The 13120-nt window shown below is 45.7% G+C and carries 12 protein-coding genes; 8 read left to right on the forward strand and 4 right to left on the reverse strand.

Going from position 1 to position 13120, the window contains the following annotated elements:
• The 3 genes from A3763_RS15150 to A3763_RS15160 all read right to left on the reverse strand — a co-directional run.
• A partial coding sequence (locus A3763_RS15150; protein ID WP_068760195.1) for a diguanylate cyclase occupies positions 1-804 on the reverse strand: 804 nt, incomplete at its 3' end.
• A 19-nt stretch (positions 805-823) separates the two neighbouring features.
• Positions 824-5071 carry a response regulator gene (locus tag A3763_RS15155; protein WP_068632932.1) on the reverse strand — a complete coding sequence of 1416 codons (4248 nt, stop codon included), beginning with the start codon at positions 5069-5071 and terminating at the stop codon, positions 824-826.
• 64 nt (positions 5072-5135) lie between these two features.
• Entirely contained in the window at positions 5136-5606 is a 471-nt protein-coding gene (locus tag A3763_RS15160; RefSeq protein WP_068632935.1) for an MASE3 domain-containing protein, read from the reverse strand.
• Between the two features lie 187 nt (positions 5607-5793).
• Between A3763_RS15160 and A3763_RS15165 the strand changes: the two genes are divergently transcribed.
• Both A3763_RS15165 and A3763_RS15170 read left to right on the forward strand, forming a co-directional pair.
• Complete coding sequence (locus A3763_RS15165) at positions 5794-5994, forward strand: hypothetical protein (RefSeq protein WP_068511361.1); 201 nt, start codon at positions 5794-5796, stop codon at positions 5992-5994.
• A gap of 3 nt (positions 5995-5997) precedes the next feature.
• Positions 5998-6339 carry a hypothetical protein gene (locus A3763_RS15170; RefSeq protein WP_068511364.1) on the forward strand — a complete coding sequence of 114 codons (342 nt, stop codon included), beginning with the start codon at positions 5998-6000 and terminating at the stop codon, positions 6337-6339.
• Positions 6340-6366: 27 nt separating this feature from the next.
• Here A3763_RS15170 and A3763_RS15175 read toward each other — a convergent pair whose 3' ends face one another.
• The gene (locus tag A3763_RS15175) at positions 6367-6594 is read right to left on the reverse strand and encodes a PA3496 family putative envelope integrity protein (protein ID WP_068511365.1); all 228 of its coding nucleotides are present in this window, start codon (positions 6592-6594) and stop codon (positions 6367-6369) included.
• Between the two features lie 246 nt (positions 6595-6840).
• Between A3763_RS15175 and A3763_RS15180 the strand changes: the two genes are divergently transcribed.
• The 6 genes from A3763_RS15180 to ribBA all read left to right on the forward strand — a co-directional run bounded on the left by A3763_RS15180 (position 6841) and on the right by ribBA (position 13120).
• Entirely contained in the window at positions 6841-8067 is a 1227-nt protein-coding gene (locus A3763_RS15180) for an MFS transporter (RefSeq protein ID WP_068511367.1), read from the forward strand.
• 150 nt (positions 8068-8217) lie between these two features.
• A complete protein-coding gene (glyA, locus tag A3763_RS15185; protein WP_068511369.1) occupies positions 8218-9483 on the forward strand; it encodes a serine hydroxymethyltransferase in 1266 nt (421 codons plus the stop codon).
• 124 nt (positions 9484-9607) lie between these two features.
• Positions 9608-10081, forward strand: a complete 474-nt coding sequence (gene nrdR / locus A3763_RS15190) for a transcriptional regulator NrdR (protein WP_068509328.1) — start codon at positions 9608-9610, stop codon at positions 10079-10081.
• Positions 10071-11240, forward strand: a complete 1170-nt coding sequence (ribD, locus tag A3763_RS15195; RefSeq protein WP_068511370.1) for a bifunctional diaminohydroxyphosphoribosylaminopyrimidine deaminase/5-amino-6-(5-phosphoribosylamino)uracil reductase RibD — start codon at positions 10071-10073, stop codon at positions 11238-11240. Before nrdR ends, ribD begins: the two co-directional genes overlap by 11 nt.
• A 20-nt stretch (positions 11241-11260) precedes the next feature.
• Complete coding sequence (locus A3763_RS15200) at positions 11261-11929, forward strand: riboflavin synthase (RefSeq protein ID WP_068511372.1); 669 nt, start codon at positions 11261-11263, stop codon at positions 11927-11929.
• Between the two features lie 84 nt (positions 11930-12013).
• Positions 12014-13120 (forward strand): bifunctional 3,4-dihydroxy-2-butanone-4-phosphate synthase/GTP cyclohydrolase II, encoded by a 1107-nt coding sequence (ribBA, locus tag A3763_RS15205; RefSeq protein WP_068511373.1) that lies wholly within the window; start codon positions 12014-12016, stop codon positions 13118-13120.

The following is a 13120-nucleotide window of genomic DNA, read 5'->3' on the forward strand; positions in this document are numbered from 1 at the left end:
TTCAGCTACACCGATACTCGCTGTGACTAAGAGTCCAGCTGGCTTAAGTGCTTCTACATCTTTTCGGATTTGGTCCGAGCGCATCGTTGCTTGATCAAGGCTGCAGTTTTCCAGGAGTACCACAAACTCTTCGCCACCAAAACGCACGGCTACAAGATCTTCCTTTCGGTATTGGGTGCGTAGGAATTCACCAAAGGTACTTAAAACCTGGTCGCCAACCGGGTGGCCGTGCTGATCATTAATTTGTTTAAAGTGGTCAATATCAACCATCATTAAGCTTAATGGATGGCCATGACGTTTGGCGCTAGCGACTTTTTGTTCAGCTACGGCTAATAAATAATGCCGGTTATAAAGGCCTGTTAATTGGTCGGTGAGCGCAAGCTCTTCTAACCTTTGGCGCTGTTGCTTCAATGTGATGTGTGTGTTGATGCGCGAGATTGCAATCGCTTCTCTCACTGGTTTACGAATATAGTCGGCGGCGCCTAGCTTAAGGCCTTTTTCTTCATCGTGCGAGTCTTGAAGGCCTGTAACAAAAATAACGGGGATGCCAGCCGTCTCTTCATCTTCTTTTAAGTGCTTGCTGGTTTCAAAGCCATCCATATCAGGCATCATGATATCAAGTAGAATGAGCTCGGGTTGGGGCTCTGTACGAGCGACTTCCAGACATTTTGCTCCAGAAGTAGCGACTTTGACCTGATAAAGATCGCGGAACATGAGAGCGAGAATTTGGACGTTAGCGGGCGCGTCATCAACAATGAGGACGGTTGGCTTTCCTTGTTTCTCGCTCGATATTTGAGGGGCCATTTATTAGGTGCCAGTCTGGTTATGAGGTCTGAATCAGAGCCAATATCTCTTTAAGTGTCGTTGATGCTGCCGTATTGTCAAATAAATTGATTTCTTCAACGAGTTTTATGACCAAATTTTGGATTTCCTGCCTATCGGGGAAGGCTGTTTTAAGGAGGCTTAAACTGTCTGGGTCGATATAATCTGATTGTTCAAGCTTGTTTTGAAGCGTGTTTAGTTGGTTTATAAACTCGTCATTAGAGAGTGTTTCATCTGATTCGTCGCTGGTCGATGCAGTACTTTGGTCGAGTGCTTCAGTAAATGATTGTTCGAGCAAGCTTAACTCTGTTGTGAACTCTACATGAAGTCCTTCAAGTTCGTGCTTATCTACTTGCTCGATAGGTCTTAGAGAAACCTGTTCAATGGCAGCGCAGAGACTTTGGAGCTTGTCGGCGCAAAGTTGCCCGCAGACACCTTTGAGAAGGTGTGAAATGGCTTTAAGCGCTTTTAGATCTAATTCGTTACAGGCCTTTAGAATATCTTCAGAGTGCTTCGGGCTGTCACTAAGGAAGCTATTCAGCAATGCAGAGAATAAATCATCGTTATTGTAGATTCTCTCTCTTAGACCGTCAGGGTTCCAGTGGGTAGGGGTATCTTGCTCGCTAGTTGAAGCAGTAGCGTTGGGTTTGGTGCTTGTATCATCTTGAGGCATAGGTGCGTCTTCATATTCAGGTTTGTTGTTACACACATAACTAATGAGTGTAGAAATTGGTGCGTCGTTATAAATTGGTTTGCTTAGATAGGCGTTCATACCGGCAGCCAAGCACTTTTCTTTATCTCCTTGCATTGCATTGGCTGTCATCGCAATGATCGGAATGTCGGTGTAGAACTGTCCAGCTTTGCCATCGCGAATAGCTCGAGTGGCTTCATAGCCGTCCATTTCGGGCATTTGACAATCCATAAGGATTAAAGTGTGTGGGGTATTGGCGGTGGTTTGTATCAAACTGCTAATTGCTTCCAGGCCATTGCCAGCGACATCCGCGTGTAGGCCAATGTTTTTTAACGTGCTGAGGGCTACCATTTGGTTAATATAATTATCCTCCAGGATCAATAAACGGGTACCTTCTGGCCATTTTATTTGTCTCGAATCCTTCGTAGAGTAGGTCTTAATGCTTTCAGAGGTGATCAGAGGTTGAGCTTGTTGTAGTGCTTGACCGTCATCCGCCAAAATACTTAACGCATCAAATAGGTCAGAGGTAGTCGCAGGTTTTGGGAAATAAGCATCGAAGCCAATATCGGCCATTTCCTGTGCACCTCCCTGATAGGTCATTGAGGTCATCATAACAAGTTTCATCGACTGAAAACGTTCGTCGTGACTAAGTTTTCGCCCCAGCTCTGCTCCGTCCATTTCTGGCATTTGCATGTCTAACAGGGCGATATCGAAAGGCCTCTTGCTTTCGTCATTATATCGTTGCTGGCATAGTTCTAGTGCTTCGGAGCCAGAGCTCGCTTCAATGGCTTTAGCTCCCCATAGGTCAAGCTGACCTCGGAGTACCTCTAGGTTAGTCGTGTTATCATCAACGATCAGAATCTCTAGTTGGCTTATATCTATTGTCGGTTTGACTAACTCAGCTTGATCGCTAGTCTTCAGCAACATTGAGCTCGAAAAATTGCTGCCTTCTCCTGGAATGCTCTTAACGGAAATGGTGCCGCCCATCAGTAAGCATAGGTTCTTGGCAATGCTCAGTCCTAAACCTGTGCCGCCGAACTGTCTGGTAGTTGATGCGTCAGCCTGATTAAAGGCTTCAAACAGCGAGTCGGCTTTTTCAGGCGGGATTCCTATACCTGTATCAGTCACATCGATGTCTAGTTGAAGCAGATTTGCGTTTAGCTCCGTAAGCCGAGCAGAAATAACGACTTCACCTTGGCTGGTGAATTTGATTGCATTGTTGACAAGATTGGTAACGACTTGGCGGATCCTGCCGGGGTCTCCTACTGCTTTTGACAGGGTTAACCCTCTTAAGTCGACGATCAGTTCTAGCTCTTGTAGTTGAGCTTGCTGGGCAAGAGACTCTGCAAGATCGCCAATTAACTTTCTCGGGTTAAATAGAAGGTGCTCCAAGTCTAGTTTGCCTGCTTCTATTTTAGAAAAGTCTAAAATGTCGTTGATTAGTGTAAGTAGCGACTGTGCGCTATTTTGCGCTATTTCAGCCCGGTGCCTTTGTTGAGTATCAAGCTTGGAGTTAAGCAGAAGTCCCAGCATGCCCAGAACGCCATTCATCGGTGTCCTGATCTCGTGGCTCATGCTTGCGAGGAATTCGCTTTTCGTAATTGCAGCTTGTTCAGCATTTTCTTTTGCAGTAATGAGTTCGCTTTCGGCTGCTTTTTTCCCAGTAATGTTCGAGCTAATGGCAACATAACTTTGTGGTTTGCCGTTCATATCTTTAATGGCAATGACAGTGCTGCTAATCCAGTAATTCTGACCATGTTTATCTTTGTTGTAGACTTCGCCTCGCCATACGCTGCCTTTAGCAGCTGTTTTATAAAGTTGGCCGAAGAAGGCTTTGTCATGATAGCCAGAGTTAAGAATTCGATGATTTTGGCCTAGCAGCTCTTCACGCTCGTATCCGCTTACTTCGACGAATTTGTCATTCACATAAGTGATGTCTCCTCTTATATTTGTGATAGAGACAATGGAAGCCTGGTCCAAGGCATATTTCTGCTCATTTAGTTCATTTATTGAGGCGTCAATATTCTGTAGGGCTTTATGAAAGCTTCTGGCAAAAATACCTACTTCGTTATTCTCGTTCACGGGTAGGTAGTCAATTTCGCCTGTTTGCTCATAGCGTTCGAGTGTTTCAGTCAATCTCGAGAGAGGGCGGGTAATTCTGCGAGAGATTAAAATGGCAGCCGTTAAGGCAACTAAAGCTAGCGATAAACCTATAAGCAGGCTTTTGTTGCGAGTTCCTTCCAGAGCTAATGCAAGCTGTTGATGTGAGGATGATAGTAGAATATGGAGTTGTGGGCTGCCATAAGTCGCACCACCTTTTAATACTTTGTAATACGCAGAGTATTTAGTATTGGTACTGTCTTTTAACTGCGTAAACGTCAGCTTGTTGGTGCCTGACTGAAAGTGCTGAGTGAGCTCGGGGAAATCTCTAAGTAAGTTTTTATCATGTGATGATGAACTATTATCTGAAGAGCTTTCCTGATAAAGATATTCACCTTCAGCGTCACTGATATAGAACTGTCTATTGCTATTGTAGCGAGGCAAACCAGAGATAATAGCCATTGGCTTAAGCGTTGCGATTAATACATAGCTGGCTGTATCGTCCAGAACCTTGAATAACGCGTTTGAAACGCTTGAAAAGACCTTTTCTGTTTCCAGCTCAACTAGATCTGGACTTAGGTAGATATCAGAAAAGTAAATCTCCCCCGATTTTAACTTGCCACTTTGCTTCAGTGTAGCTAGGTCTCTTGTTAGAAAGGTGTCTGAGCTTTCCTCTCCGCTCTTGCTGTCAGCCTTGTGGCTTGTATAAAGAACTTCCCAGCCAATTACACTGTCCGGTCTTTTGGCGACTAGCTTGATATTTACTACGCCTGGATTTAAAAGCAAGTAGTGTTCGAGAGTGCGATTGACTGGCTCAGACTCAGTGATGCCTCCTTGCACATAGGCTTGAATGGCATAGTGCTTGCCCAGGGAAACTAAGTCTTGGGCACTTCTTTGAAATATGGATTGATAGCTCGACTCAAGCATCTCAGCTTCGTGCTCAAGCTCCTGTAGGTTCTTTTTCTTTATTTGGGCGATATGATCCAGATACACAGAAATACTGATGATGGTGCCGACAATGAGTGTTAAAGAGAATGTAACTGAGGGGATTAGTAGACTTATAGGGCGCTTCGCACGTTCAGTTTTTGAAGTTCTGATATGTTGATGTGTAAGAGGGGGTGTTTCGCGGGGGCCGCTATCTGTTGATGAGGTGGCGGTGTTGAAAATTAGGCTGCGAGTTATGCCTGCTAGCATAGAAAGGTAAGCAACAATTTTCAGTATATGAGCGATATTGAAATGGTTATCGAAAAGTTGCGTAGAGCCGAATGCCACATGCAGTTGGGTTAGGCACTCTGGAATGCAGCTTAATAAAAACGCCAGGCTGACGGGGTCGCGTTCTTTCTGAAACCAGGTCCAGAACAATGTGGCGGCTAATAAGTATGTCGCTAGTGGAAGGATGTCATAGGGGCGGCTTATCAATTCGCCAGGGAAAGTGGTTTGCGGTAGGTTTTCGCTCACCGAGGCTAGATAAACACTTACGAAGGCCGAACCAACAAAAAAACTATCGCTAAAGGAAGTAGCTTTAGATGCTTGTACAGGGGGGGTTATTGCTGTGATGCAAAGCCCATAAGCTTAGTGCCGCCCCGACGGTCATGATTGAAGCATTGAAAAGGCGGGAAAGCGCCCAGGTAAAAGGAATAAAATCAGTGTTCTGGGCTTGAGCATCGATCACTCTTGCTGATGCCAAGGTATGAAAAATGTCGATCGATGCTGCCGAGAGCAATGCAAGCCCCATGATAGGGAGTGTAATATTACGATGATAGTAGTAATGAACAAACGCAAAGATAGCGCCGATACAGGCAATAGAAATTGCGCTCCATTCGAGAATGGTATGTAGGATAGCTCCCTGCAGCGCTTCCAGCATCGAGCTTTGTGTTGTCACTATATCGACTTTTGTCGGCGCAGCGCCAAAGTCAATTCCTAGCATATTAGGTAAAAAAGGTAGAGTGCAGAGAAAAAATAGCCCAATAGTCAGTTTTTTGGGAGACGTCATTCAAACTTCCGAAATATGGTGACGTGGTGCGATGGCATTAAAGAAGTATAGTAGAAATGTCTTCAAGTTCACGTCAGTATGCAAATAATAGGAAAGTCGCTATGCTTTGGTTACACTGAACAAATGGATAGTCTTGGTATGCTTTTGTTTTTTGGGTGCAACTAGCCAAATTGGGTTTAGATGAATTATGAGCGAACAAGCAAAAGCGCTGATTACCGAAATATTTGATGCAGCTTGTGTTAAGCAGTTTGAAAGCTTGGGCTGTCAAATAGAAGTAACGGATAGAAGTTCATATTCCCGAGAAGTGATGGCTTCGTATATTACGGCAGGCTCTGAAGACCTGACAATTTCTTTGCTATTAAAAACACCGCGTTTACTATTAGCGTAAACTATGCCGATAGTTGATGTAGATAGAATTGGTGACCCAAGTTTTCAAGAAGATTGGAATTGTGAATTGGCCAACCGTTTTCTAGGTAGAATAAAAAATAGCTTGGTGCAGCATAATTGTCGGTTGGCTATCGGTTTGCCCGAGGTGATGAGTAAGTCAGATATGAAACACTTTCACTGCGATGGTGAAGAGATTGTTCGTCACTTTTCCATTAGCAGTGAAATAACCGATAGCGTGATGGACTGCCACCTATACGTAGACTTCCACAACGATGCTCTTTATTTAACTGAAGGCCGTCGACCAGTTGAGGACCAAGGTAACGAGGGCGACTTGGTAATCCTGTAGCGCCTAGCTATTGGGCCAAAACGAACGTTATAAATCGTCCCACCACTCTTTAAGCTCTGCCTCTAAACGCTTTTTCTCCTGATGATCTTCAATTGCTCTTCTTGCTTGGGAGCGGCGCTTTGCACGATCTTTTTTCTTTGATTCGCTTTGCTTTTGATGAAGTTCGTGAGCGATATCCATAAAGTCTACATGGATGGCTTCCAGAGAATTTTCTTGCTCAAAAGTGCTCGGGTTCTGAGATTCATGTGCTTGCATAGTGTGTCTCCTAACTGGCATCGATAAAGTTTCGAAATGTTTACTGTTTTGCATCTCACCTTATTTGGAGCTCAGGCTAGCTTTTGGGTGTGACAGTTTTGTGAAGCAAAAATGACGATTTAGACAAAAATATGGGCTTGTGAAGTAGGTCGCTTGGATGATAGTTTTGCCCGCATTTGAGCTTCTTTGTCAGTACGCTGATGGCAAGAGCTGCTCGTCAAGATCGATGATTTAGGAGAATATAACGTGCCCGTCGCCAGCCTAGCCGTCCTGTTTGCGCTGTACTTTTCTCAAGGCCTTCCTTCGGGAGTGCTAGCTCATGCTTTTCCGGCCATTATGCGAGACCAGGGCGTGTCGCTGGAATATATCGGACTGATCAAACTCCTTGCCTTGCCATGGGCTTTAAAGTTTATTTGGGCTCCCTATGTTGATCGTATCGGTTGGGCTCGTATAGGCGTGCATCGAACCTGGATAGTAGCGATGCAGTTATTGCTTGTCGGATTGCTCTTATTAGCTTCTATGTCTAACTATGAAAGCTTGTTTGGCCCCTTGATTGTTATTTTTCTCATCGGAATTCTACTGGTGAATACCTCGGCCGCGACTCAGGATATTGCAACCGACGGTTTGGCTGTGAAAGTTCTAGCAGAGCGTTTCAGGGGAATCGGAAACAGTGTCCAGGTAACAGGTTTTAAGTTGGGAATGATTTTAAGTGGTAGCGGCTTGTTACTAGGGATAGACCACTTTGGTTGGAGTCTGAGTATGCAGCTTATGGCCTTGTTGTTAGTTCTACTAATGTTGCCAATCTTCACTGGAGCTATCCCTGTTTACCCAAAGGTGACCAATAACTTTGATGCAGGTGTTGCTGATAAAGGCATGGCTAGGGCATTGCCTCTAACTGTCTATAAGGGCTTTTTTAAGCGTTCAAATATGCTTGCTTGGGTATTGGTGTTAATCACCTATAAACTGGCAGACTCCTTAGGCTCGGTAATGATCAAGCCCTTGCTGATCGATAGTGGCTTCTCGCTAGGGGACTTGGCAACGATCACTTTATGGTCTTCTATTGCGGGTTTGCTGGGGGCTGCTTTAGGCGGGTATTTATACCTTCGTCTGGGGGCAAAGAATATGATGCTTATTGCTGGCTTGGCCCAGGCTGTGGGAATTGCTCTCTATACGCTAGTGGACCTGCACTGGGTTGGGATTCTTGGGGTCTATGGTCTAAGTATATTCGAGCAAGCAGTCGACGGCATGTCTACAGTAGCCCTTTTCTCGCTGATGATGGCGCAATGTCGTTCCGGACATGAAGGTGCAGACTTTACCGTTCAGGCCAGTATTCAAGTCTTGGTCTCTGGTTTGGCGGCGGCTCTGGGAGGTCTCTTGGCTGGCATGTTGGGGTATTTTTCTACCTTTGTTGTTGCGGGCGCTGTTGGCTTAGTCAGCTTAGTGTTTGTGTTACATTATTTTCGACAAAAATGATTGATGAAGTTCACACAATAATCGTATAAAATGGCGCTTTTTTGAACGATCAAATTCTGTTCACTCTATATGGCTCATTACAAGAGTTGAAGAATGACTAGGGAATGACCGTTTTGAGGCTTATTTTTTCCTGAATGATAGAGGCGATGAATGTTTACTCGTGATATGACTATAGCTGGCTTTGATGATGAAATAGCAAATGCAATTACTGCTGAAGCAACGCGTCAAGAAGAACACATTGAACTGATTGCATCAGAAAACTACACCAGCCCTCGAGTGATGGAGGCTCAAGGTTCTGCATTAACGAATAAGTATGCTGAAGGCTATCCGGGTAAGCGTTACTACGGTGGTTGTGAGCATGTTGACGTGGTTGAGCAGCTAGCGATTGATCGTGCTAAAGAGTTGTTTGGTGCTGACTACGCAAACGTTCAACCTCATTCAGGTTCGCAAGCCAATGCTGCTGTTTATATGGCGCTTTGCTCTCCCGGCGATACGGTATTGGGAATGAGCTTGGCTCACGGCGGTCACTTGACGCATGGTGCGTCAGTAAGCTTTTCCGGTCGTATCTATAACGCCGTGCAGTACGGTTTGAATGAGCAAACGGGTGAAATCGACTACGATCAGGTTGAAGCGCTTGCTCGTGAACATAAGCCAAAGATGATTGTTGCAGGTTTTTCTGCCTACTCTCGTATTGTTGATTGGCAGCGTTTTCGTGATATTGCTGATGAAGTCGGTGCATTCTTATTCGTAGACATGGCGCATATTGCCGGTTTGGTTGCGGCGGGTGTTTATCCTAGCCCAGTTGGCATCGCTGATGTAGTAACGTCTACTACTCACAAAACCTTGGGTGGTCCCCGTGGCGGTATCATTCTGGCGAAGGCAAATGAAGCGCTAGAGAAGAAATTAAACTTTGCTGTATTCCCTGAAAGCCAGGGCGGCCCTTTGATGCATGTAATAGCTGCTAAAGCGGTGTGCTTTAAAGAAGCTATGTCAGATGAGTACAAGTCTTACCAGTCTCAAGTTGTTGAGAATGCCAAGGCGATGGTTGCAGTTTTCCAGGAGCGTGGCTTTGATGTGGTATCAAATGGCACTGACGATCACTTGTTCCTGCTAGATTTGATCAGCAAAGATATCACGGGTAAAGATGCTGACGCTGCACTAGGCAAAGCGAATATTACAGTGAATAAAAATGCAGTACCTAACGACCCACGCTCACCTTTTGTGACCAGTGGCTTGCGTATCGGTACGCCAGCGGTAACCCGTCGTGGCTTTAAGGCTGCCGAGTGTCAGCAACTAGCGGGCTGGATGTGTGACGTAATTGACGCTTTGGTTAAAGATGCTGAAGATACGACTGCTATTGAAAGTGTTAAGAAGGACGTTATCGACCTTTGTGCTCGCTTCCCAGTATACGCATAAATAGTTAACCCGGTGCGGTGATGAGGCGTTTCCTCATTTCTGCACCTTTGGCCTGCCAGCTGTTAGTGGTTTAGTTGGCTTGCTGCTCTGAATTGGCCTTTCTTCTGAATCAAAAGGTTTTTTGATGCATTGTCCTTTCTGTAGTGCGACGGATACAAAAGTTATCGACTCTCGACTGGTTGCCGATGGCGGCCAGGTTCGCCGTCGCCGTGAATGCCTGTCTTGTAAAGAACGCTTTACTACCTTTGAAACTGCTGAGCTGGTGATGCCGAGAGTGGTTAAGCAGGATGGCACTCGTCAACCTTTTGATGAGGACAAGCTCAACAGAGGCTTCACCAAGGCTTTGGAAAAGCGCCCCGTCAGTATTGAGGCGATTGAAAGCGCGATCAATAACATTAAGGCCCGATTGAGAGCAACAGGCGAGAGAGAGCTAAAAGCGATTGCTATTGGTGAAGAAGTGATGAAAGAGCTGCGTCGCCTGGATGAGGTGGCTTATGTTCGTTTTGCCTCTGTCTATCGTAGTTTCCAGGATATCAATGAATTTAAGGAAGAAGTTGATCGGCTAGCTCGTTCTGAGAATACCAAAAATGACGCTTAGTGCTTTCTCAATAGATGACGCTCACTATATGGCTGAAGCTTTGCGCTTGGCCAATAAAGGGGTGTATACAACCCAGCCAAACCCACGGGTAGGTTGTGTCTTGGTGAGGGGCGGTCAAATTGTGGGGCGTGGTTGGCATAAGAAGGCCGGAACAGGGCATGCAGAGGTAAACGCCCTCGCTGAAGCGGGAGGACTCGCGCAAGGTTCGACAGCTTACGTTACTTTGGAACCCTGCAGCCACTTTGGTCGAACACCTCCCTGTGCTAAAGCCTTAATTGATGCTCAAGTATCTGAGGTGGTTGCTGCGATGCTGGATCCGAATCCTGAGGTGTCAGGTCGAGGCTTTAAACTTCTGGAGGATGCGGGAATAAAAGTACGCTATGGCTTGATGGAAGCTGAGGCGCGGGCACTTAATCAAGGCTTTATTAAGCGAATGGAAACTGGTTTGCCTTATCTTCGGATTAAAATGGCGACCAGTGTTGATGGTCGTACCGCCATGGAGTCCGGGGAAAGTCAGTGGATAACTGGCCCGGCTGCACGTTCTGACGTACAGCGTTTGCGTGCCCGAAGCTCTGCTATTATTAGTGGCATTGGTACCATTCTTCATGATGATGCAGCCCTAACGGTTAGAGCTAGTGAACTGGGTCTTGATCCTGAATGGTCCCGAGAAATTGAAAAAATTCAGCCTTTGCGTGTCATTCTTGATCGTCAGGCTCGCTTGCCTAAGACTGCTCGACTATTAGAACAGGAAACGCCTATATTGTGGTGTGTTTCAGAGGCCAGTGAGCTAAGCCAGGAAGCGCAGGAGGTGTCTCAGCTTGGTTTTGTTGATGTGCTTCGCTTGTCTTCTGCATCAAGTTCAAATGATGCGCATAGTGAGCTGCAAGAAGTGATGTCCAAATTAGCTGAGCTTCAGTGCAATGAGGTGTTACTAGAGGCTGGAGCCTTGTTAGCGGGAAGCATTATTGAACAGGGTTTGTGGGACGAACTCTTGGTTTACATGGCGCCAAAATTATTAGGAAGTAAAGCTCGACCGCTTGCTGAACTTGGTTTAGATAAAATGTCTGAGAGTATTGATCTGGACTTAAAAGACTTGAGGCTGGTTGGTCAGGACATTCGAATGATTTATATGCCGGCTGAAGTGTCAGGCTCTCGCTAGCGTAAAGGATTGGATAAGCGATGTTTACAGGAATTATTGAAGCGCTTGGTGTGATCGAGCGATCAGAATCAAAAGGGCGAGACCTTGTTTTAACTATTTCGACAGGCAATTTGGATCTGTCGGACGTAAAGCTAGGCGATAGTATTGCGGTAAATGGCGTATGCTTAACGGTAGTAACTTTGAACTCAAAAGGGTTTACTGCAGACGTATCGGCAGAGTCCTTGGTGCATACTAATCTCAAAGAGTTTCAAGCGGGTACGAAGGTTAATTTAGAGAAAGCGCTGACTTTATCGACACGTTTAGGTGGCCATTTGGTAAGTGGTCATGTTGATGGTGTGGGTCAAGTGCTTGCCAGAAAGCAGGATGGACGCTCGATTCGTTTTGATATTCGTAGTCCAGAAGAAATTCGCCGCTATATTGCAAACAAAGGCTCGGTAACGGTTGATGGGGTTAGCCTCACGGTAACCGGGCTGTTAGCAGAAGGCTTTTCGCTGAATATTGTGCCACACACGGCAGGCGAAACGACTATCGACGCTTATCAGGTTGGCCAATCAGTTCATATAGAGGTTGATTTGATGGCTCGTTATGCTGAGCGCCTATTACAGGTAGGCTCTTCTGATGTCACTGAACAGAAAACGGAAGGCAACTTGGATAAGGCCTTTCTGGCACAAAATGGTTTTTTAAGATAAACCTTTTACACTGTATTAAATAATAGGCAGCGTTTCACCTTCGATATCGCTGCCTTTTAAGATGAATAACACTGGGGAGGCTCAATGGAGCTCAACACCGTAGAAGAATTAGTTGAAGATATCCGTCAAGGCAAAATGGTTATATTGATGGATGATGAAGATCGTGAGAACGAGGGCGATCTAGTGATTGCGGCTGAACAGGTTCGTCCGGAAGATATTAACTTTATGGCGACACATGCGAGAGGCTTGATCTGTATGACGATGTCGGCAGAGCGGGCAGACTTCTTCGGCTTACCGCCGATGGCTCACGCAAACAATGCTCAGTTTTCAACTAACTTTACTGTGTCTATTGAAGCGGCTTCGGGTGTGACAACAGGTATTTCAGCGGCTGATCGTGCGCACACTATTCGTACAGCTGTAGGACGTAACACTAAGCCAAGTGAAATTGTTCAGCCTGGCCATGTGTTTCCAATTGTGGCGCAGCCTGGTGGTGTATTAAGCCGAGCAGGGCATACTGAAGCAGGTTGCGATCTGGCTCGTATGGCAGGTTTTGAGGCGGCTTCAGTTATAGTCGAAATTATGAATGAAGACGGTACTATGGCTCGTCGTCCTGATCTTGAAGTCTTCGCAAAAGAGCATGATTTGAAGATTGGCACAATCGCCGACATGATTCACTATCGGGCGTTGAATGAGCAGACCGTTGTTAAGCAAGAAGAGAATCAGGTTGAGACCGAGCATGGCACATTTGATCTGATTACTTATAAAGATACCTTGCAAGGTCATGTTCACATGGCGTTTGTAAGAGGTGATTTATCAAAGGTGGATGCGCCGGTTATTCGGGTTCAGTCTCCTGATATCCTGCGTGATAGTTTAGGTGTTAAAGTGCCAGGATCGCAGAGTTGGTCTATGCAGCATTCGTTAGAGCGAATCAATGAAGAAGGCGCTGGCGCCTTAGTAGTTTTAGGTGGCCCGGCTGTTGACTTGGAAGAACGCTTGGCAGGATTTTTTGTGAACAAGCCAGCACCTTCGCAGACAGGAACGGGGGCGTATTTGACAGTGGGCACAGGCTCTCAGATCTTGCGTGATTTAGGCGTGACAAAAATGCGCCTATTGAATCCACCTGTTAAGTTTTCAGCTATTTCAGGTTTCGATTTGGAAGTGGTTGAATTTATTCCATATACAGCTTCTTGA

The organism is Oleiphilus sp. HI0128 (assembly GCF_001635365.1).